Annotated in this window: 23 protein-coding genes; 21 read left to right on the top strand and 2 right to left on the bottom strand. The window is 71.9% G+C overall.

Annotation, left to right across the window (positions count from 1 at the left end; genetic code table 11):
- Window positions 1-246: 246 nt before the first annotated feature.
- The 3 genes from ACZ5NJ_RS27715 to ACZ5NJ_RS27725 all read left to right on the top strand — a co-directional run bounded on the left by ACZ5NJ_RS27715 (window position 247) and on the right by ACZ5NJ_RS27725 (window position 3,217).
- Window positions 247-861 carry a vitamin K epoxide reductase family protein gene (locus ACZ5NJ_RS27715; protein ID WP_468768151.1) on the top strand — a complete coding sequence of 205 codons (615 nt, stop codon included), beginning with the start codon at window positions 247-249 and terminating at the stop codon, window positions 859-861.
- A gap of 41 nt (window positions 862-902) precedes the next feature.
- Window positions 903-2,255, top strand: coding sequence for a replication-associated recombination protein A (locus tag ACZ5NJ_RS27720; RefSeq protein ID WP_468768153.1), 1,353 nt, complete (start codon window positions 903-905; stop codon window positions 2,253-2,255).
- A 272-nt stretch (window positions 2,256-2,527) separates the two neighbouring features.
- A complete protein-coding gene (locus tag ACZ5NJ_RS27725; protein WP_468768155.1) occupies window positions 2,528-3,217 on the top strand; it encodes an HNH endonuclease family protein in 690 nt (229 codons plus the stop codon).
- On the opposite strand, the gene ACZ5NJ_RS27730 is transcribed toward ACZ5NJ_RS27725, so the two are convergent.
- Complete coding sequence (locus ACZ5NJ_RS27730) at window positions 3,211-4,137, bottom strand: DUF2470 domain-containing protein (RefSeq protein ID WP_468768156.1); 927 nt, start codon at window positions 4,135-4,137, stop codon at window positions 3,211-3,213. The genes ACZ5NJ_RS27725 and ACZ5NJ_RS27730 overlap by 7 nt on opposite strands.
- Window positions 4,138-4,192: 55 nt before the next feature.
- On the opposite strand from ACZ5NJ_RS27730, the gene rpsD reads away from it, so the two are divergent.
- The 16 genes from rpsD (at window position 4,193) to nusB (ending at window position 18,226) form a co-directional block, all read left to right on the top strand.
- Complete coding sequence (gene rpsD, locus ACZ5NJ_RS27735) at window positions 4,193-4,804, top strand: 30S ribosomal protein S4 (protein WP_007263048.1); 612 nt, start codon at window positions 4,193-4,195, stop codon at window positions 4,802-4,804.
- Window positions 4,805-4,994: 190 nt separating this feature from the next.
- Window positions 4,995-5,423, top strand: a complete 429-nt coding sequence (locus tag ACZ5NJ_RS27740) for a DUF948 domain-containing protein (protein ID WP_468768158.1) — start codon at window positions 4,995-4,997, stop codon at window positions 5,421-5,423.
- A gap of 8 nt (window positions 5,424-5,431) precedes the next feature.
- Window positions 5,432-5,785: a DUF6167 family protein gene (locus ACZ5NJ_RS27745; RefSeq protein ID WP_365156949.1), complete on the top strand. Its 354-nt coding sequence runs from the start codon at window positions 5,432-5,434 to the stop codon at window positions 5,783-5,785.
- Complete coding sequence (gene alaS, locus ACZ5NJ_RS27750; RefSeq protein WP_468768160.1) at window positions 5,785-8,454, top strand: alanine--tRNA ligase; 2,670 nt, start codon at window positions 5,785-5,787, stop codon at window positions 8,452-8,454. The genes ACZ5NJ_RS27745 and alaS overlap by 1 nt, the downstream gene beginning before the upstream one ends.
- A gap of 2 nt (window positions 8,455-8,456) precedes the next feature.
- Window positions 8,457-8,927: a Holliday junction resolvase RuvX gene (gene ruvX, locus ACZ5NJ_RS27755; RefSeq protein ID WP_468768161.1), complete on the top strand. Its 471-nt coding sequence runs from the start codon at window positions 8,457-8,459 to the stop codon at window positions 8,925-8,927.
- 128 nt (window positions 8,928-9,055) lie between these two features.
- A complete protein-coding gene (mltG, locus tag ACZ5NJ_RS27760) occupies window positions 9,056-10,792 on the top strand; it encodes an endolytic transglycosylase MltG (protein ID WP_468768163.1) in 1,737 nt (578 codons plus the stop codon).
- 6 nt (window positions 10,793-10,798) lie between these two features.
- On the top strand, window positions 10,799-11,623 hold the full coding sequence (locus tag ACZ5NJ_RS27765; protein ID WP_468768165.1) for a shikimate dehydrogenase: 825 nt from the start codon (window positions 10,799-10,801) through the stop codon (window positions 11,621-11,623).
- 38 nt (window positions 11,624-11,661) lie between these two features.
- Complete coding sequence (locus ACZ5NJ_RS27770) at window positions 11,662-11,853, top strand: hypothetical protein (RefSeq protein WP_468768166.1); 192 nt, start codon at window positions 11,662-11,664, stop codon at window positions 11,851-11,853.
- Window positions 11,854-11,968: 115 nt separating this feature from the next.
- Window positions 11,969-13,153, top strand: a complete 1,185-nt coding sequence (aroC, locus tag ACZ5NJ_RS27775) for a chorismate synthase (RefSeq protein WP_468768168.1) — start codon at window positions 11,969-11,971, stop codon at window positions 13,151-13,153.
- Complete coding sequence (locus ACZ5NJ_RS27780) at window positions 13,150-13,668, top strand: shikimate kinase (protein WP_468768170.1); 519 nt, start codon at window positions 13,150-13,152, stop codon at window positions 13,666-13,668. Before aroC ends, ACZ5NJ_RS27780 begins: the two co-directional genes overlap by 4 nt.
- Window positions 13,665-14,756, top strand: a complete 1,092-nt coding sequence (gene aroB / locus ACZ5NJ_RS27785) for a 3-dehydroquinate synthase (RefSeq protein WP_468768172.1) — start codon at window positions 13,665-13,667, stop codon at window positions 14,754-14,756. Before ACZ5NJ_RS27780 ends, aroB begins: the two co-directional genes overlap by 4 nt.
- On the top strand, window positions 14,753-15,193 hold the full coding sequence (gene aroQ, locus ACZ5NJ_RS27790; RefSeq protein ID WP_045947843.1) for a type II 3-dehydroquinate dehydratase: 441 nt from the start codon (window positions 14,753-14,755) through the stop codon (window positions 15,191-15,193). Before aroB ends, aroQ begins: the two co-directional genes overlap by 4 nt.
- Before the next feature lie 46 nt (window positions 15,194-15,239).
- The gene (locus tag ACZ5NJ_RS27795; protein ID WP_468768175.1) at window positions 15,240-15,974 is read left to right on the top strand and encodes an AAA family ATPase; all 735 of its coding nucleotides are present in this window, start codon (window positions 15,240-15,242) and stop codon (window positions 15,972-15,974) included.
- 82 nt (window positions 15,975-16,056) lie between these two features.
- Window positions 16,057-17,163 (top strand): aminopeptidase P family protein, encoded by a 1,107-nt coding sequence (locus ACZ5NJ_RS27800; RefSeq protein WP_468768179.1) that lies wholly within the window; start codon window positions 16,057-16,059, stop codon window positions 17,161-17,163.
- Between the two features lie 59 nt (window positions 17,164-17,222).
- Entirely contained in the window at window positions 17,223-17,789 is a 567-nt protein-coding gene (efp, locus tag ACZ5NJ_RS27805; protein WP_468768181.1) for an elongation factor P, read from the top strand.
- A gap of 2 nt (window positions 17,790-17,791) precedes the next feature.
- Entirely contained in the window at window positions 17,792-18,226 is a 435-nt protein-coding gene (gene nusB / locus ACZ5NJ_RS27810; RefSeq protein WP_045947840.1) for a transcription antitermination factor NusB, read from the top strand.
- Between the two features lie 171 nt (window positions 18,227-18,397).
- On the opposite strand, the gene bldD is transcribed toward nusB, so the two are convergent.
- Window positions 18,398-18,898: a transcriptional regulator BldD gene (bldD, locus tag ACZ5NJ_RS27815; RefSeq protein ID WP_007263032.1), complete on the bottom strand. Its 501-nt coding sequence runs from the start codon at window positions 18,896-18,898 to the stop codon at window positions 18,398-18,400.
- A gap of 227 nt (window positions 18,899-19,125) precedes the next feature.
- On the opposite strand from bldD, the gene pyrR reads away from it, so the two are divergent.
- Complete coding sequence (pyrR, locus tag ACZ5NJ_RS27820; RefSeq protein WP_468768183.1) at window positions 19,126-19,713, top strand: bifunctional pyr operon transcriptional regulator/uracil phosphoribosyltransferase PyrR; 588 nt, start codon at window positions 19,126-19,128, stop codon at window positions 19,711-19,713.
- A 105-nt stretch (window positions 19,714-19,818) separates the two neighbouring features.
- Window positions 19,819-20,799, top strand: coding sequence for an aspartate carbamoyltransferase catalytic subunit (locus ACZ5NJ_RS27825; RefSeq protein ID WP_468768185.1), 981 nt, complete (start codon window positions 19,819-19,821; stop codon window positions 20,797-20,799).
- Window position 20,800: the final 1 nt, after the last annotated feature.

Consider the following 20,800-nt stretch of genomic DNA (forward strand, 5'->3'; position numbering starts at 1 on the left):
GTCAAGCTAAGGGATGGGGATTCGGGTGAGAGGGGGGCTGGGGGGTTCTCCGCCTTTGTAGGGGGGGGGGGGCCCTTTTTGTCGGGAGGGGGACCCCGGGGGGGGGGGGGGGGGGAACCCCCCCCTCCCCCCCCCCGCCGCTTTCTCGACCGTCCTTATACCGATCGAACGGAAGGCGGTCCCCGCGGTACGGCACAATGGCCCGTGCTTGATGACCTTGCCGATGTGTGATGTGGAGCGGGCGCGATGACGACGACGGGCGCTGGCGCGGAGACCTCCGCGCGGACCAACGGCGGCAGCCGGGCGCTGGCCCTGCTGCTCGTCATCACCGGAGCGGCGGCCCTGGTCGCCGCCTGGGTGATCACGATCGACAAGTTCAAGCTGCTGGAGGACCCGAACTTCACCCCGGGCTGCAGCCTGAACCCGGTCGTCTCCTGCGGCAACATCATGAAGAGCGAACAGGCCTCCGCCTTCGGGTTCCCCAACCCGATGATGGGGCTCGTCGCCTACGGCATCGTCATCTGCGTCGGCATGAGCCTGCTCGCCGGGGCCCGCTTCGGCCGCTGGTACTGGCTGACCCTGAACGCCGGCATGCTCTTCGGCGTCGGCTTCTGCGCCTGGCTGACGTACCAGTCGCTGTACAACATCAACTCGCTGTGCCTGTGGTGCTGCCTGGCCTGGGTCTGCACGATCCTGATGTTCTGGTACGTCACCGCGCACAACGTCCGCCAGGGCATGCTGCCCGCCCCCGGCTGGCTGCGCGGCTTCCTGGACGAGTTCACCTGGGTCCTCCCCGTCCTGCACATCGGGATCATCGGCATGCTGGTCCTGACCCGCTGGTGGGACTTCTGGACCTCCTGAGGCCCGACCGGGCTGTCAGCGGTCTCGCATAGGCTCTGAGTGTGGAACCAGACCTCTTCACCGCAGCCGCCGAGGAACGCCGGGAGAAGGACCCGGCCAGCTCCCCGCTGGCCGTCCGGATGCGCCCGCGCACCCTGGACGAGGTGGTCGGCCAGCAGCACCTGCTGAAGCCCGGCTCACCGCTGCGCCGGCTGGTGGGGGAGGGGGCCGGGGGACCGGCCGGAGCCTCCTCGGTGATCCTCTGGGGCCCGCCGGGCATCGGCAAGACCACCCTCGCGTACGTGGTCAGCCAGGCCACGCAGAAGCGGTTCGTCGAACTGTCGGCGATCACCGCCGGCGTCAAGGAGGTCCGGGCCGTCATCGAGGGCGCCAAGCGCGCCGCCGGCGGCTACGGCAAGGAGACCGTCCTCTTCCTCGACGAGATCCACCGCTTCAGCAAGGCGCAGCAGGACTCCCTGCTGCCGGCCGTGGAGAACCGCTGGGTCACCCTGATCGCCGCGACCACGGAGAACCCGTACTTCTCGATCATCTCCCCGCTGCTCTCGCGGTCCCTGCTGCTGACGCTGGAGCCGCTGACCGACGCCGACCTGAGCGGGCTGCTGCGGCGGGCCCTGGAGGAGGAGCGGGGGCTGGGCGGTGCGGTCTCGCTGCCCGCCGACGCGGAGGCGCACCTGCTGCGGATCGCCGGCGGTGACGCCCGCCGGGCGCTGACCGCGCTGGAGGCGGGGGCCGGCTCGGCCATCGCCAAGGGCGAGGAGGAGATCACCCTCCAGACGCTGGAGGAGGCCGTCGACCGGGCCGCGGTCCGCTACGACAAGGACGGCGACCAGCACTACGACGTGGCGAGCGCCCTGATCAAGTCGATCCGCGGCTCCGACGTGGACGCCGCGCTGCACTACCTGGCCCGGATGATCGAGGCCGGCGAGGACCCGCGGTTCATCGCGCGGCGGCTGATGATCTCCGCGAGCGAGGACATCGGGCTGGCGGACCCCACCGCCCTGCCGCTGGCGGTGGCGGCGGCCCAGGCGGTGGCGATGATCGGCTTCCCGGAGGCCGCGCTGACCCTGTCGCACGCCACGATCGCGCTGGCGCTGGCCCCCAAGTCCAACACCGCCACGACGGCGATCGGCGCGGCGCTGGCGGACGTCCGGGCGGGCCTGACGGGGACCGTGCCGGCGCACCTGCGCGACGGGCACTACAAGGGCGCGGCCAAGCTGGGACACGCCGTGGGGTACGTGTACCCGCACGACGTGCCGGGCGCCATCGCCGCGCAGCAGTACGCGCCGGACGAGGTCCACGGCAAGCGGTACTACGAGCCGACGCGGTACGGCGCCGAGGCCCGCTACGCGGACGTGGTGGAGAAGGTGCGCGAACGGCTGCGCGGCGGCGGCTGACCCCCCCGCCCGCGGCGCTTGTCCCCGCCCCGCCCTTCCTCCGTTCCCAGGGGCTCCGCCCCTGACCCCGTACGTGCGCTCCGCGCCCGTGCGCTCAATCGCCGCGCGGGCTGGAATTTCGCTGCGCGAAATCCAGCCCCGCCGGCGTTTGAGGCGCGGGGTCTGGGGCGGAGCCCCAGGGAACGGGCGAAGGGCGGGTAGGGGACCCCGCTCCGCGCAGCGGCCGCGGTGTCGGGCGGCTGGGCGGCGAGGCTGGGCCTAGGGTCCGGGGCATGGGCCCCCGTGCGCTGGTCGTCGTCGTGGCAGCCGCGCTGCTGCTCACCGGGTGCCACCACCAGGACGCCACCCCGCCCCCGGCCAGGGTCCCGCTCGTCGGCCAGGGCTTCCCGCCCGACGCGGCAGTGGCAAGGGCCGAACTCAAGGGGCTGAAGGTCGAGTGGGGCCGGAACTGGGAGACCTACAGGCGCGAAGCCTTCGGGCGGTACTGGTCCGACGACACCGACGCCGTCGGCGGCCGCAACGGGTGCGACACCCGGGACGACGTCCTTCGGCGGGACCTGAGCGAGCTCCGGGAGGGGGACCGCAATCCCTGCGTGGTCGTCTCCGGGGTGCTCCACGACCCCTACACCGGCAAGGAGCTCCCGTACTCCTACCGCCGCGCCTCGCAGATCGAGACCGACCACGTCGTCGCGCTCGGCGCCGCATGGCGGGCGGGGGCGTACGCGTGGACGCCCGCGCGCAGGCTGGAGTACGCGAACGACCTCGACGTGCTGCTCGCCGTGGACAAGCAGACCAACCAGGACAAGGGCAGCAGGACCGCCGACAAGTGGCGCCCGCCCCGGCGGGCGTACTGGTGCGAGTACGCGCGCCGCTACACCGGCGTCAAGGCGAAGTACGCCCTCTCCGTGACCCCTCCGGAGAAGACGGCGCTGGAGGAGCTGCTCGGCACCTGCCCTCAGTGAGCGGCGGCCGCGAAGAGCGAGCGCATCGCGCGGCGCAGGTCGCACACGTCCGCGACCGGCTCGGGGAAGTCGAAGCGGGCGTCGAAGGCGGCCAGGCCGGGGCCCCGGGTGAAGCGGACGCGCAGCCCGAGCCGGTCCAGGGCCAGCGGGACCGGGACCAGCCCGGCCGCCTCCCGGGAGCCCAGCAGCCCGCACAGGCCGGCGAGGCGCTCGGGGTGGACGGCGGCCAGGTGCTGGAGGAGCTCCGCCTCGTGGGCCGTCATCGGGTCCGGCTCGGCCGCCGCCAGCTCCTCCGGGTCCACCCGCTCGGCGCCCCACAGGTCCTCGACCCGGGCCTCGCCGACCTCCAGCCGCAGCAGCGTCCAGGCCGGACGGCCGGTGTGGAGGGCGTCGGCGTCGGGGGACCCCGTCAGCCCGAGCAGCTCGCCCACCGGGTGGCGCTCGGCCATCAGCGCCGCGCACACCGCGCGGTCGTCCCCGCGCACCGGGGTCAGCCATCCGGCGAGCCGGGCGCGGCCCCGTATACGATGGGGCACGGACACCGGCGCCACGTCCGTGATCTCGATCACGGCGGGGAGGTCGTCGTCCTGGGCGTGAGCGGCGGCCCTGGCCGTCGCGGATTCCCCTGGCACCAGGAGAATCACGTCCCCGTCCGGGGTGACGGTCCGAGCGGCCGGCCCCCCTGTCCCCCACTCTCCCTGGTCACGGGTCCACAGCTGGTCACGAGCACCCGGCAGCGTGAGGGATACTGAGGCGTTGGACTCTACGAGGGTTCGTACGCGTTCGGCTCCGGTGAGCTGCCGAACGCCTTCCCTGGGACGCGGCTGACCTTGCTTATCGTCGCCGAAAGCGGATTCCGTTTCGTTGGAATCCGAACTGCGGCGCGCACTGGGCAGGGGGATCCCATGTGGTCGAGACATTACGTCCTCCTCGATAAGGTAAGCCTCACCTAACTTACATGGAGGTAGGTTCCCCGTGAACCAGAAGCGACCCAAGGTCAAGAAGTCTCGCGCCCTCGGCATCGCCCTGACGCCGAAGGCCGTCAAGTACTTCGAGGCCCGCCCCTACCCGCCGGGCGAGCACGGCCGTGGCCGCAAGCAGAACTCGGACTACAAGGTCCGTCTGCTGGAGAAGCAGCGTCTGCGCGCCCAGTACGACATCTCCGAGCGCCAGATGGCCCGCGCGTACGACCGCGCGAAGAAGGCCGAGGGCAAGACGGGCGAGGCGCTGGTCGTCGAGCTCGAGCGTCGTCTGGACGCCCTGGTCCTGCGTGCCGGCATCGCCCGCACCATCTACCAGGCCCGCCAGATGGTCGTCCACGGCCACATCGAGGTCAACGGTGGCAAGGTCGACAAGCCGTCGTTCCGCGTGCGTCCCGACGACGTCATCACGGTTCGCGAGCGCAGCCGCGAGAAGCACCCCTTCCAGGTCGCCCGCGAGGGTGGCTACGCCGGTGAGGGTGAGACCCCGCGTTACCTGCAGGTCAACCTGAAGGCCCTGGCCTTCCGCCTCGACCGCGACCCGAACCGCAAGGAAATCCCGGTCATCTGCGACGAGCAGCTCGTCGTCGAGTACTACGCCCGCTGATCCAGCGGCCGTAGCCACTCACAGGCTGGTCCGGCCCGCCGTCCCCTCCGGGGGGCGGCGGGCTTTGCCGTATCCGCCGGAGCCGCACCGGAATCCGGTACTGCGGCGGATCTCCGGCGCGATAGGGTCGGAGCAGACTCATCCAGCAGACTTAACCCGTCGGGTTTCCAGATTCAGGAAGCGGTGCAACGTGTCCGGTGGAGAGGTGGCCGGGATCATCGTGGCCGTCTTCTGGGCCATCCTGGTCTCCTTCCTCGCGGTGGCGCTGGCCAGGCTCGCCCAGGTGCTCAAGGCCACGACCAAGCTCGTGGCCGATGTCACCGAGCAGGCCGTCCCGCTGCTCGCCGACGCCTCCACGACCGTCCGCTCCGCGCGCACCCAGCTCGACCGGGTCGACGCCATCGCGAGCGACGTCCAGGAGGTCACCTCCAACGCCTCCGCGCTGTCCTCCACCGTCGCCTCCACCTTCGGCGGCCCGCTCGTCAAGGTCGCGGCCTTCGGCTACGGGGTCCGCAAGGCCATGGGCAGGACCGACGCCGGAACCGAGCGCACCCCCCGGCGCACCGTGATCGTCGGCCGTACGGTGCCGGATCCGCGGCGCCGCAAGCAGAAGGGCTGAGACCTCCGATGTTCCGCCGAGCCTTCTGGTTCACCGCCGGCGCCGCCGCCGGCGTCTGGGCCACCACCAAGGTCAACCGCCAGCTGAAGAAGCTGACGCCGGAGAGCCTCGCGGCCCAGGCGGCCGACAAGGCCGTGGAGGCGGGCCACCGCCTCAAGGACTTCGCCCTCGACGTCAAGGCGGGGATGACGCAGCGCGAGGACGAGCTCAACGACGCCCTGGGGCTGACCCAGGACCCCGACCGGCCCGACAACGTCACCGCCCTGCCCGGGCCGCGGCGCCTGCGGGCCATCGCGAACGACACCACCACACGCCGTCCGAACCACTCGGCGGTCACGTACAACCGGAATGAGGACCACTGATGGAGTCGGCTGAAATCCGCCGCCGCTGGCTGAGCTTCTTCGAGGAGCGCGGTCACACCGTTGTCCCTTCGGCGTCGCTCATCGCGGACGACCCGACTCTGCTGCTGGTGCCCGCGGGCATGGTCCCGTTCAAGCCCTACTTCCTGGGTGAGACCAAGCCGCCCGCGCCCACGCTGACCAGCGTGCAGAAGTGCGTCCGCACGCCGGACATCGAAGAGGTCGGCAAGACCACCCGTCACGGCACGTTCTTCCAGATGTGCGGCAACTTCTCCTTCGGGGACTACTTCAAGGAAGGCGCCATCAAGTTCGCCTGGGAGCTGCTGACCAGCTCCGTGGCGGACGGCGGCTACGGCCTGGAGCCCGAGAAGCTCTGGATCACGGTCTACCTCGACGACGACGAGGCCGAACAGATCTGGCGCGACGTGATCGGCGTACCCGCCGAGCGGATCCAGCGCCTGGGCAAGAAGGACAACTTCTGGTCCATGGGCGTCCCCGGCCCCTGCGGCCCCTGCTCCGAGATCAACTACGACCGCGGCCCCGAGTTCGGCGTCGAGGGCGGCCCGGCCGTCAACGACGAGCGGTACGTGGAGATCTGGAACCTGGTCTTCATGCAGTACGAGCGCGGCGCCGGCGACGGGAAGGAGGACTTCCCGATCCTCGGCGACCTGCCGTCGAAGAACATCGACACCGGTCTCGGCCTCGAACGCCTCGCGATGATCCTGCAGGGCGTGCGGAACATGTACGAGACCGACACCCTGCGCGTGGTCATGGACAAGGCCACCGAGCTGACCGGGGTCGCCTACGGCGCCGCCGACCACTCGGACGTCTCCCTGCGCGTGGTCGCCGACCACATCCGCACCTCGGCCATGCTCATCGGCGACGGCGTCACCCCCGGCAACGAGGGCCGCGGCTACGTGCTGCGCCGCATCATGCGCCGCGCCATCCGCAACATGCGCCTCATGGGCGCCACCGGTCCGGTCGTCCAGGACCTGGTCAACGTGGTCATCGAGACGATGGGGCAGCAGTACCCGGAGCTCGTCACCGACCGCAAGCGCATCGAGACCGTCGCCATCGCCGAGGAAGCCGCCTTCCTCAAGGCCATCAAGGGCGGCACCAACATCCTCGACACCGCCGTGACCGAGACCAAGGCCGCCGGCGGCACGGTCCTCTCCGGCGACAAGGCGTTCCTGCTCCACGACACCTGGGGCTTCCCGATCGACCTCACCCTGGAGATGGCCGCCGAGCAGGGCCTCTCCGTGGACGAGACCGGCTTCCGCCGCCTGATGCAGGAGCAGCGCGACCGCGCCAAGGCCGACGCCAAGGCCAAGAAGACCGGCCACGCCGACGTCTCCGCCTACCGCGAGATCGCCGACGGCTCCGGCGCCACCGAGTTCACCGGCTACGCCACCAACCAGGGCGAGGCCACCATCGTCGGCCTCCTGGTCAACGGCGTCTCCTCGCCCGCCGCCTCCGAGGGCGACGAGGTCGAGGTCGTCCTCGACCGCACCCCCTTCTACGCCGAGGGCGGCGGCCAGCTCGCCGACCAGGGCCGCATCAAGCTCGACACCGGCGCCGTCATCGAGGTCCGCGACGTCCAGCAGCCCGTCCCGGGCGTCTCCGTCCACAAGGGCTCCGTCCAGGTCGGCGAGGTCACGGTCGGCGCCTCCGCGTACGCCGCGATCGACATCAAGCGCCGCCGGGCCATCGCCCGCGCGCACTCGGCCACCCACCTGACCCACCAGGCGCTGCGCGACGCCCTCGGCCCGACGGCCGCCCAGGCCGGCTCCGAGAACAGCCCCGGCCGCTTCCGCTTCGACTTCGGTTCGCCGAACGCCGTCCCCGGCACGGTCCTCACCGACGTCGAGCAGAAGATCAACGACGTGCTCTCCCGCGAGCTCGACGTCACCGCCGAGATCATGAGCATCGACGAGGCGAAGAAGCAGGGCGCCATCGCCGAGTTCGGCGAGAAGTACGGCGAGCGCGTCCGCGTCGTGACCATCGGCGACTTCTCCAAGGAGCTGTGCGGCGGCACGCACGTCGGCAACACCGCCCAGCTGGGCCTGGTGAAGCTGCTCGGCGAGTCCTCGATCGGCTCCGGCGTGCGCCGCGTCGAGGCCCTCGTCGGCGTGGACGCGTACAACTTCCTCGCCAAGGAGCACACGGTCGTCGCCCAGCTCCAGGAGCTGGTCAAGGGCCGTCCGGAGGAGCTGCCGGAGAAGATCGCCTCCATGCTCGGCAAGCTGAAGGACGCCGAGAAGGAGATCGAGAAGTTCCGCGCGGAGAAGGTCCTCCAGGCCGCCGCCGGCCTCGCCGCCGGCGCCCAGGACATCCGCGGCGTCGCCCTCGTCGTCGGCCAGGTGCCGGACGGCACGGGCGCCGACGACCTGCGCAAGCTGGTCCTGGACGTCCGCGGCCGCATTCCTGGCGACCGCCCGGTCGTCGTCGCGCTGTTCACCGTGGCGAACGACCGCCCGCTGACCGTCGTCGCCACCAACGAGGCGGCCCGTGAGCGCGGCCTCAAGGCCGGCGACCTGGTCCGCACCGCCGCCAAGACCCTCGGCGGCGGGGGTGGCGGCAAGCCGGACGTGGCCCAGGGCGGCGGCCAGAACCCGGGCGCCGTGCCCGAGGCCATCGCCGCGGTCGAACGCCTCGTCGTCGAGACGGCCTGACGATGAGCCTGCGCCGCGGCCGCCGCCTGGCCATCGATGTCGGAGACGCCCGGATCGGGGTCGCCTCGTGCGACCCCGACGGGGTCCTGGCCACACCGGTCGAGACCGTCCCGGGCCGGGACGTCCCGGCCGCCCACCGGCGGCTGCGGCAGCTCGTCGCGGAGTACGAGCCCCTCGAAGTCGTCGTCGGCCTCCCCCGCTCGCTCAGCGGGCGGGAGGGGCCGGCCGCGGCCAAGGTGCGTGCCTTCGCGAACGAACTGGCCAAGGGCATCAAACCGGTGACGGTCCGTCTGGTGGACGAGCGGATGACCACGGTCACCGCCGCCCAGGGCCTGCGCGCTTCCGGGCGGAACGCGAAGAAGGGCAGGTCCGTCATCGACCAGGCCGCCGCTGTGGTCATCCTCCAGAACGCTCTTGAGACCGAACGGGTATCGGGTAATCCGCCTGGTGAGTGCGTCGAAGTGGTTGTCTGATCGCGATACGGTAACGTTCCGCGCGATGAGACGGCATTCGAACAGCCGTCGCCCACCACTCAAGAGGCGGAACCGGGTGCCGCGGCCGAGATGAGCCGAGGACCACGTCTCGCGGCTCTAGGGGACCGATGACTGACTATGGCCGGGGCCACGGCTCCGAACCGTGGAACCCCCAGGACCCCCTCTACGGGGACCAGGGGTGGACCGCGCACCAGACGCAGCAGGGGCAGGTTCCCTACGGCGGTGACCCGCAGCAGCAGTACCAGCACCCCGTGGAGTCGCAGCACCCGGACCTGCAGTACCCGCAGGCCCAGTACCAGCAGGAATACCCCGCGCAGTACCCGCAGCAGCAGTACGCCGAGCAGCAGGCCTACGCGGCGCAGCACGCCCACGCCCAGGCCGCCGCGCAGCAGCAGCTCCAGCAGCAGCCGCTCTACGAGGGCCAGGGCCAGGGCCAGGGCTGGGACGGCGGCCACGAACAGCAGTACATGGCCGCCGTCCAGACCGACCCCTACGCGGGCGCCGACCCGTACGCCCAGCAGTCCGCCGGGGCCTACCCCGGCGAGGCCCCCGACCTGTACGCGACGCCGGAGGCCTACCCGCCGCCGCAGCCCCCGAACCTGCGCCACCTGGAGCCGGAGCCGGCCGAGGAGGAGCCGGAGGAGTCCCTCCCGCCCGCGGGCGGCGGCGCGGACGACAACGGCGGGGAGCCGGTGCCCGGCGGCCGCCGGGCGGGCCGCGGCAAGGGCGGCAAGGCCGGCAAGAAGAAGCAGAAGAAACGCAGCGGCACGGCCTGCCTGGTCGCCGCCGTGGTGATCGCCGCCGTCGTCGGCGGTGGAGGCTACTACGGCTACGGCTACCTGAAGGACCGCTTCGGCGCGACCGAGGACTTCGCGGGCGAGGGCACGGACGAGACCGTGGACGTCGAGATCCCCAAGAACGCGGGCCTCGGCCAGATGGGCCGCATCCTGAAGGAAGCCGGCGTGGTCGCCAGCGCCCAGGCCTTCGTGGACGCCGCGAACGCCAACCCCAAGGGCAAGTCGATCCAGCCGGGCATCTACCCGCTGAAGAAGAAGATGTCGGGCACCGCCGCGGTCGCGCTGATGATCGACCCGAGCAAGCTCGCCGTCATCACGGTCCCCGAGGGCATGCGCAACTCCGAGGTCTACAAGGCGATCGACAAGAAGCTCGGCAAGCCGGACGGCACCACCCGCGAGATCGCCCTGCGCGAGTCCAAGAACCTCGGCCTGCCGGCCTGGGCCGCGAGCAACCCGAAGGTCATGGACCCGCTCGAAGGCTTCCTGTACCCGATGCGGTACGACCTCAAGAAGGACAGCACCCCCGAGTCCCTGCTCAAGCAGATGGTCAAGAACGCCTCCGACAAGTACGCGGAGCTGGGCGTCGAGGCCAAGGCCAAGGAGCTCAACCTGGAGAACCCGCTCCAGGTCATCACCGTCGCGAGCCTCGTCAACGCCGAGGGCAAGAACCACGACGACTTCCGCAAGATGGCCGAGGTGGTCTACAACCGCCTCAAGAAGACCAACGACGTCACGAACCAGAAGCTGCAGTTCGACTCGACGTACAACTACGTCAAGGGCCAGAGCGAGATCAACTTCAACCTGAAGGAAGCCCAGGCCTTCGACCACCCGTACAACACCCACTTCGTCAAGGGCCTCCCGCCCGGCCCGATCGACAACCCCGGCCTGGACGCGCTGACCGCTACGCTCAACCCCGATCACGGCGGCTGGATGTTCTTCGTGTCGGTCGACGGCAACAAGACGACCTTCACCAAGACCTACGACGAGCACCTGAAGCTCGTCGCGGAGTTCCAGGAGCGCCAGGCACAGAAGAAGAACGGCGGGTAGCAGGACATGTCACGGACACGGGCCGCGGTGCTGGGTTCTCCCATCGAGCACTCCCTCTCACCGGTACTGCACCGGGCGGCCTACCAGGAGCTCGGCCTCGACGACTGGTCCTACGACCGGTTCGAGATCGACGAGGCCGCGCTCCCCGGGTTCGTGGCGGCCCTGGGCCCCGAGTGGGCCGGCTTCTCCCTGACCATGCCGCTCAAGCGGGCGGTGATCCCGCTGCTGGACGAGATAAGCGACACCGCCGCCGCGGTCGAGGCGGTCAACACCCTGGTCCTCACCGAGGACGGCCGCCGCATCGGCGACAACACCGACATCCCGGGGATCGTCGCCGCCCTGCACGAGCGCGGCGTCGGCACGGTGCCCGCCGCCGCCGTCCTCGGGGCCGGGGCCACCGCCTCCTCGGCACTGGCGGCCCTCGCGCGGGTCTGCACCGGCGAGATCACCGCCTACGTCCGCTCCCAGGCCCGCGCCGACGAGATGCGCCGCTGGGGCGAGCGGCTCGGCGTGGACGTGCGCACGGCCGACTGGGCGCGGGCCGCCGACGCCCTCCGGGCCCCGCTGGTGATCGCCACCACCCCGGCGGGGGCCACCGACGAACTGGCCGCCGCCGTCCCCGCGGCCCCGGGCGCCCTCTTCGACGTCCTGTACGACCCCTGGCCCACCGCCCTGGCCGCCGCCTGGTCCGAGCGCGGCGGCACCCTGCTCGGGGGCCTCGACCTGCTCGTGCACCAGGCCGTACTCCAGGTCGAGCGGATGACCGGCCGCACCCCGGCGCCGCTGGCGGCCATGCGGGCCGCGGGCGAGCGGGCGCTGGCCTCGCGTTAGGCTTCCCACCGGGGATTTTCCGGAACAAAGGGGGGCGCATGGGCACGCACACGGCCGGTCAGATCCTGGCGTCGAAGTGGGACGCGGGCTACGCCGTCGTGGTGTTCGTCCGGGTGCTCCTGGGCAGCCTGCCCGCCTGGGCGAAGTGGATCATCGGCGCGCTCGTGGCCGTCGCCCTCGTCCTGGAGGGCCACCGGTGGTGGCGCCGGCGTGGGACGGCCGTCCGATAGCTGGACCGGATCACGGGGAACCCCCTGGGACGTGGGAGGATTCGGGTACCGGCGGTACCGGTCCTGCGCACCGGACCCGCCGTGGCAGTGCCGGACGCGAGCATGAGGAGCATCGTTGAGCAGGTTGCGTTGGCTGACCGCAGGAGAGTCGCACGGACCGGCCCTGGTGGCGACGCTGGAGGGTCTTCCCGCCGGCGTCCCGGTGACCACCGAGCTGGTGGCCGACCACCTGGCCCGGCGCCGGCTCGGCTATGGACGCGGTGCCCGGATGAAGTTCGAGCAGGACGAGGTCACCTTCCTCGGCGGCGTCCGCCACGGGCTGTCCCAGGGCTCCCCGATCGCCGTGATGATCGGCAACACCGAGTGGCCCAAGTGGGAGACGGTCATGTCGGCCGACCCGGTCGACCCCTCGCTGCTCAAGGACACCGGCCGCAACGCGCCGCTGACCCGCCCCCGCCCCGGCCACGCCGACCTCGCGGGCATGCAGAAGTACGGCTTCGACGAGGCCCGGCCGATCCTGGAGCGCGCCAGCGCCCGTGAGACCGCCGCCCGCGTCGCCCTCGGCGCCGTCGCCCGCTCCTTCATCAAGGAGGTCGCGGGCATCGAGATCGTCTCGCACGTGGTGGAACTGGCCTCGGCCAAGGCCCCCTACGGCGTCTACCCGACCCCCGCCGACGTCGAGAAGCTCGACGCCGACCCGGTGCGCTGCCTCGACGCCGACGCGTCGAAGGCGATGGTCGCGGAGATCGACCAGGCCCACAAGGACGGCGACACCCTCGGCGGCGTCGTCGAGGTCCTCGCCTACGGCGTGCCCGTCGGCCTCGGCTCCCACGTCCACTGGGACCGCCGCCTCGACGCCCGCCTCGCCGCGGCGCTCATGGGCATCCAGGCCATCAAGGGCGTCGAGGTCGGCGACGGCTTCGAGCTGGCCCGCGTGCCCGGCTCCCAGGCCCACGACGAGATCGTCTCCACCCCCGAGGGCATCAAGCGCACCTCCGGCCGCTCCGGCGGCACCGAGGGCGGCCTGACCACCGGCGAGCTGCTGCGCGTCCGCGCCGCGATGAAGCCCATCGCGACCGTGCCGCGGGCCCTGGCCACCGTCGACGTGGCCACCGGCGAGGCGGCGGTGGCGCACCACCAGCGCTCCGACGTCTGCGCCGTGCCCGCCGCGGGCATCGTCGCCGAGGCCATGGTCGCGCTCGTCCTGGCCGACGCGGTCGTCGAGAAGTTCGGCGGCGACTCCGTCGCCGAGACTCGCCGCAACGTGCGGTCCTACCTCGACCACCTGCAGATCCGGTGACCGCCGGACCGCTCGTCGTCCTCGTCGGCCCCATGGGGTGCGGCAAGTCCACGGTGGGAGCGCTGCTCGCCGAGCGGCTCGGCGTCTCCTACCGGGACACGGACGCCGACATCGTCGCGGCGCAGGGCCGCGAGATCTCCGACATCTTCGTCGACGAGGGCGAGCCCCACTTCCGTGAGCTGGAGCGGCAGGCGGTCGCCACCGCCGTCGCCGGGCACACGGGGGTCCTCGCCCTCGGCGGCGGCGCCGTCCTCGACGCGGACACCCGGGCCCTGCTGGCCGGGCTGCCCGTCGCCTACCTGTCGATGGACGTCGAGGAGGCCGTGCGCCGCGTCGGCCTCGGCGCGGCCCGCCCGCTGCTGGCCGTCAACCCGCGCCGGCAGTGGCGCGAGCTGATGGAGGCCCGGCGGCACCTGTACACCGAAGTCGCGCGCGTCGTGGTGGCCACGGACGAGCGCACCCCCGAAGAGGTCGCCCAGGCGGTCCTCGACGCTCTGGAGTTGAAGGACGTATGACAGACCAGGTGACGCGCATCCAGGTCGGCGCCAGCGCCGGGTACGACGCGTACGACGTGCTGGTCGGCCGGCAGCTGCTCGGCGAGCTGGGCGGCCTCATCGGCACCCGCGCCCAGCGGGTCGCCGTGATCCACCCCGAGGCCCTCGCCGAGACCGGCGAGGCGCTGCGCGCGGACCTGGCCGAGCAGGGCTACGAGGCCATCGCCATCCAGGTGCCCAACGCGGAGGAGGCCAAGACCGTCGAGGTGGCGGCCTACTGCTGGAAGGCGCTCGGCCAGTCCAACTTCACCCGCACCGACGTGATCGTCGGCGTGGGCGGCGGCGCCACCACCGACCTGGCGGGCTTCGTCGCCGCCAGCTGGCTGCGCGGGGTGCGCTGGATCGCGGTCCCCACCACCGTCCTGGCCATGGTGGACGCGGCCGTCGGCGGCAAGACCGGCATCAACACCGCCGAGGGCAAGAACCTCGTCGGCGCCTTCCACCCGCCGGCCGGCGTGCTCTGCGACCTCGCGGCGCTGGATTCGCTGCCCGTCCACGACTACGTCAGCGGTCTCGCCGAGGTCATCAAGGCCGGTTTCATCGCCGACCCGGTGATCCTCGACCTGATCGAGGCCGACCCGCAGGGCGCGCGCACCCCCGAGGGGCCGCACACCGCCGAGCTGATCGTCCGCTCCATCCGGGTCAAGGCCGAGGTGGTCTCCGGCGACCTCAAGGAGTCGGGCCTGCGCGAGGTCCTCAACTACGGCCACACCCTCGCCCACGCCATCGAGAAGAACGAGCGCTACAAGTGGCGCCACGGCGCGGCGGTCTCCGTCGGCATGGTCTTCGCCGCCGAGCTCGGCCGCCTCGCCGGCCGGCTGGACGACGCCACGGCCGACCGGCACCGCCAGGTCCTCGCCGCCGTCGGCCTGCCGCTGACCTACCGCGGCGACCAGTGGCCCAAGCTGCTCCAGACCATGCAGGTCGACAAGAAGTCGCGCGGCAGCCTGCTGCGCTTCGTCGTGCTCGACGGGCTCGCCAAGCCGACCGTCCTGGAGGGCCCCGACCCGGCCCACCTGATCGCCGCCTACGGCGAGGTGTCGGCGTGAGCCGCCCCGTCCTGGTGCTGAACGGCCCGAACCTGGGCCGGCTCGGCTCCCGCGAGCCCGACGTCTACGGGGCCACCTCGTACGCCGGCCTGGTCGAGAGCTGCCGCACCCTGGGCGCCGAACTCGGCTTCGACGTCGAGGTCCGCGAGACCAACGACGAGGGCGAGCTCGTGCGCTGGCTGCACGAGGCGGCGGACGGGAAGATCCCGGTCGTGATCAACCCGGGCGCCTTCACGCACTACTCGTACGCCATGCGGGACGCGGCGGCCCAGCGCACCGCCCCGCTGATCGAGGTGCACATCTCCAACCCGTACGCCCGGGAGGAGTTCCGGCACACCTCGGTCATCGCGGCCGTGGCCACCGGCACCGTCGCGGGCTTCGGCCTGGGCTCCTACCGGCTGGCGCTGCGCGCGCTGGCCGAAGAGGTCACGGGCTGAGATAACGTTCACGCATCAGTCGCCTGAACGAGACGGAGTGGCGAGGATGCAGCACGGAGTGGAGGGCTGGGGTCCGCCGGGACAGCACCCGGCGGCGCCCCCGCCACCGCCCATACCCCCCGCGCAGGGCTGGCCGGCACCCCCGGTACCCGAGGCGACGGGGCACATCCCGCTGCCCCCCGCCGTGCCCGCCCCGCCCGCTCCCCCCGCCGGGGGGACGGGCGGCGCCGTGCTCGCCGTCCTGCTCATCGGCCCCGCCGGCGCCGGCAAGACCACCGTGGCCCGCCACTGGGCGCAGACCCGCCCGGTGCCGACCGCGCACATCAGCCTCGACGACGTCCGCGAATGGGTCCGCTCGGGCTTCGCGGACCCGCAGTCCGGCTGGAACGACCACTCCGAGGCCCAGTACCGCCTCGCCCGCCGCACCTGCGGCTTCGCCGCCCGCAACTTCCTGGCCAACGGCATCTCCTGCATCCTCGACGACGCCGTCTTCCCCGACCGGCCCGTCGTCGGGCTCGGCGGCTGGAAGCGCCACGTGGGGCCCGCCCTCCTCCCGGTCGTCCTGCTCCCCGGCCTGGAGATCGTCCTGGACCGCAACGCCGCCCGCTCCGGCAACCGGCGCCTGTCCGACGAGGAAGTCGCCCGCATCCATGGCCGGATGGCCGGCTGGTACGGCTCCGGCCTGCCGATCATCGACAACTCCCACCTCGACGTGGAAGGCACCGCGCGCGCCCTGGACGACGCCCTCGCCCGCGCCCTGGCGAGCCCGCCGCGCTGGTAGCGGCGCGGCGAGGACCGGCGCGAGGGCCCGTCCGGACGCGCTCGCCGGGCCGGATGCGCGGGGCGCTCGTAGGCTCGAAGACATGTCAGACGTGTACGCGGCCCGCAGGGGCCTGCTCCGCGAGCGCTGCGCCGCCGCGGGCAACTCCGCCGCTCTGATCACGCGTCCGGCGAACGTCCGCTACCTCGCCGGGGCGTCCCCGCTGGGCGCCGTCCTGCTGGTCGGGCCCGCCGACGACGAACTGTTCTGCGCCGCCGCCCCCAGCGGCGAGGCCGACGAGGGCCGGCTGGACGAGGGGCTGACGGTCAGCCTGCTGGGCGGCCCCGGGGCCGATCCGGCGGTGGCCGCGGCCGACCGGGCCGCCGCCGCACGGGCGGACTCCCTCGCCGTCGAGGAGCACCACCTCACCGTCGCCCGGCACCGCGCCGTGAGCTCCGTCGCGCCCCGGCTGCGGCTGGCCGACCTGGGCACCGCCGTGGAGCAGCAGCGGCTGGTCAAGGACGAGGAGGAGATCGCCTGCCTGCGCATCGCCGCCGAGATCGCCGACCAGGCCCTCGGCGAGCTGCTGGAGTCCATCCTGGTCGGGCGCACCGAACGCCACCTGGCCCTGGAACTGGAGCGCAGGCTCGTCGACCACGGCGCGGACGGCCCGGCCTTCCCGACCTCCGTCGGCACCGGCCCGCACTCCGGCCGCTCCCGGCACCGGCCCTCGGACCGGCGGGTGGAGGAGGGCGACTTCCTGTCCGTCTGCCTCGGGGCGAACTACCGGGGCTACCGCTGCGAGATCGGCCGCACCTTCGTGATCGGCACCACCCCCGCGGACTGGCAGATCGAGCTGTACGACCTCGTCTTCGCCGCCCAGCGGGCCGGCCGGGAGGCACTGGTGCCCGGGGCGGCGTACCGCGACGTGGACCACGCGGCCCGGTCCGTCCTGGACTCGGCGGGGCACGGCGAGGCCCTCGCCGGGTGCATGGGACACGGGGTCGGGCTCGAAATCGACGAGGACCCGCAGCTTGCACCTACGGCAATGGGTAAACTGGACGCTTGCGTGCCGGTCACCGTCGAACCGGGGGTTCACCTCCCCGGCCGGGGAGGTGTCCGGATCGATGACACGCTCGTCGTGCGCCCCGAGGCGGACGGCGGTCCCGAGCTACTCACCATTACGACCAAGGAGCTGCTCGCACTGTAGTCCGCCGCGGCGGGCCGAGTGCGCCTCCCTGGTCTTCCAGTGCAGGAGATTCCGCAACCGTGGCTTCCACGAACGACCTCAAGAACGGCATGGTGCTCAAGCTCGACGGTGACCAGCTCTGGTCCGTCGTCGAGTTCCAGCACGTCAAGCCCGGCAAGGGCCCGGCCTTCGTGCGCACCAAGCTCAAGCACGTGCTCTCCGGCAAGGTCGTCGACAAGACCTTCAACGCCGGCACGAAGGTCGAGACCGCCACGATCGACCGCCGTGACATGCAGTTCTCGTACATGGACGGCGACTACTTCGTCTTCATGGACATGCAGACCTACGACCAGCTGATGGTCTCGCGCGCCGCCGTCGGCGACGCCGCCAACTTCCTCATCGAGGGCTTCACCGCCTCCGTGGCCCAGCACGAGGGCGAGGTGCTCTACGTCGAGCTCCCGGCCGCCGTCGAGCTGACGATCGAGCACACCGACCCGGGCGTCCAGGGCGACCGCTCCACCGGCGGCACCAAGCCCGCCAAGCTGGAGACCGGCCACGAGATCCAGGTCCCGCTCTTCGTCACCACCGGCGAGAAGATCAAGGTCGACACCCGCACCAGCGCCTACCTCGGCCGGGTGAACAGCTAACCGTGGCTGCCCGGAGCAACGCGCGCAAGCGCGCCTTCCAGATCCTCTTCGAGGCCGACCAGCGCGACGTCCCCGTGCGCGAGGTCCTCGCGGACTGGATCCGCCACGCGAACGCGGACGTCCGGCAGCCGCCGGTCAACGCCTTCACGATGGACCTCGTCGAGGGGTACGCCGAGAAGGTGAACCGCATCGACGACCTGATCGTCACCTACGCCGTGGACTGGGAGCTCGACCGCATGCCGGTCGCCGACCGGAACATCCTGCGACTGGGCGCCTACGAGCTGATCTGGGTCGACGAGACCCCGGACGCCGTGGCGATCGACGAGGCGGTGCAGCTGGCGAAGGAGTTCTCCACGGACGACTCGCCGGCGTTCGTCAACGGCCTGCTGGCCCGCTTCAAGGACCTGAAGCCGAGCCTGCGCCGCGGCGAAGGCTGACGAGCGCACCGCGCACACACGGAAGGGCCCGCGACGTCCGCGTCGCGGGCCCTTCCGTGTGCCCGCCGGGTGCGGGCGCACGCAAAACCGGCGGGTGCCGGGACCCCCGAGGGGGTCCCGGCACCCGCCGGTACGTTTCTGCTGGTGGCCGGCCCCGGCCGGGGGACGGGACTAGATGTCCTCGTGGGCCACGGCGCGGCGCGCGTCGGCGTCCAGGACGCCCCAGCTGATCAGCTGCTCGGTCAGGACCGAGGGGGACTGGTCGTAGATGACGGCCAGGGTGCGCAGGTCGTCCTGGCGGATCGACAGCACCTTGCCGTTGTAGTCGCCGCGCTGGCTCTGGATGGTGGCGGCGTAGCGCTGGAGCGGGCCGGCCTTCTCGGCGGGGACGCCCGCCAGGCGCTCCAGGTCGAGGCGCAGCTTCGGCGGCGGCTCGGCGGCACCGCCGGGGGTCGTGCCAGGCAGCAGTTCCTGGACCGGAACCCCGTAGAAGTCCGCCAGCTCGGCGAGGCGCTGGACCGTCACGGCGCGGTCCCCGCGCTCGTACGAACCGACCACCACGGCCTTCCAACGGCCCTGGGACTTCTCCTCGACACCGTGGAGGGAGAGGCCCTGCTGGGTGCGGATGGCGCGGAGCTTGGCCCCGAGCTGTTTGGCGTATTCGCTGGACATAACGCTCCCGGACGCTGTGACGTGCGGCTCCGCCGCGCGGCTGGTAACTCACTGTGAGGTTACGCAGCGTTACGTGGATGCGTCAAGCCGAATGGTCATCGACCCCTTCGTACGAGGGGAGCGCACGGGCCGGTGCGCGGGCCGCCGCGCGGCCCTGGTACCGTGGACGGCGTACATCAGACGTCCTTTAAGGTCCGTCCCGTGAGGCGGAGAAGGAGGTCCTTTTCATGGACAGCCAGGTTTCCCCGGTCTCTCCCGACGAAGTGATGCGCCCCGTGCTGGAGGCGCAGGACATCGTCCGGGTCCTGACCCGCATCGCCCACGAGATCGTCGAACGCGCCAAGGGCGCCGACGACGTGGTGCTCCTCGGCATCCCCACCCGCGGTGTTCACCTCGCCCGCCGGCTGGCCGCCAAGCTGGAGGAGATCACCGGAACCAAGATCCCGGTCGGATCCCTCGACATCACCATGTACCGCGACGACCTGCGGATGAAGCCGGCCCGGGCCATCGGCCGCACCGAGATCCCCGGCGACGACATCGACGGCCGTCTCGTGGTCCTCGTCGACGACGTGCTCTTCTCCGGCCGCACCATCCGTGCCGCCCTCGACGCGCTCGGCGACCTCGGCCGCCCCCGCGCCGTCCAGCTCGCGGTCCTCGTCGACCGCGGCCACCGTGAACTTCCGATCCGCGCCGACTACGTGGGCAAGAACCTGCCCACCTCGCTGCGGGAGACCGTCAAGGTCCAGCTCCAGGAGGAGGACGGCCGCGACGCCGTACTGCTCGGCCAGCGGACCGTCCAGGCAGCAGCGCAGTAGCCCACCCCGGTACCGGGCCCCGCGACGGGGTCCGTGCCCCGGCCTGCCCTGCCCGCACCACCGTCAGCCCCGCCTGCCTGCCCTCCCGACTTACGGAGCACCCAGATGAAGCGCCACCTCATCTCGGCCGCCGACCTCACGCGCGACGACGCCGTCCTCATCCTCGACACCGCCGAGGAGATGGCCCGCGTCGCCGACCGGCCGATAAAGAAGCTGCCCACCCTGCGCGGCCGAACCATCTGCAACCTGTTCTTCGAGGACTCGACCCGCACCCGGATCTCCTTCGAAGCTGCCGAGAAGCGCCTCTCCGCCGACGTCATCAACTTCGCCGCCAAGGGCTCCAGCGTCTCCAAGGGCGAGTCCCTCAAGGACACGGCCCAGACCCTGGAGGCCATGGGCGTCGACGCGGTCGTCATCCGCCACCACGCCTCCGGCGCCCCCTACCGGCTCGCCAACTCCGGCTGGATCGACGCACCGGTGATCAACGCCGGCGACGGCACCCACCAGCACCCCACCCAGGCCCTGCTCGACGCCTTCACCATGCGCCGCCGCCTGGTCGGCCGGGACGCCGGTCTCGGCAAGGGCCTCGACGGCCGCCGGATCACCATCGTCGGCGACGTCCTGCACAGCCGCGTGGCCCGCTCCAACGTCGACCTGCTGCACACCCTCGGCGCCGAGGTGACCCTGGTGGCCCCGCCCACCCTGGTGCCGGTGGGCGTAGAGAACTGGCCCTGCGAGATCTCGTACAGCCTGGACGACGTGCTGCCGAAGTCCGACGCGGTCATGATGCTGCGCGTCCAGCGCGAGCGGATGAACGCCGCGTTCTTCCCGACCGAGCGCGAGTACTCCCGCCGCTACGGTCTGGACGCCGGCCGCATGGCCCGGATGCCCGAGCACGCCATCGTGATGCACCCCGGCCCCATGGTCCGCGGCATGGAGATCACCGCCGAGGTCGCCGACTCCGACCGCTGCACGGTCGTCGAGCAGGTCGCCAACGGCGTCTCCATCCGGATGGCCGTCCTGTACCTGCTGCTCGGAGGCTCCGAGCCCGCCGTCACCACCGCCCGCACCGAGGAGAACAAGTAAC

It is taken from the genome of Streptomyces sp. NPDC032091, from assembly GCF_055580265.1.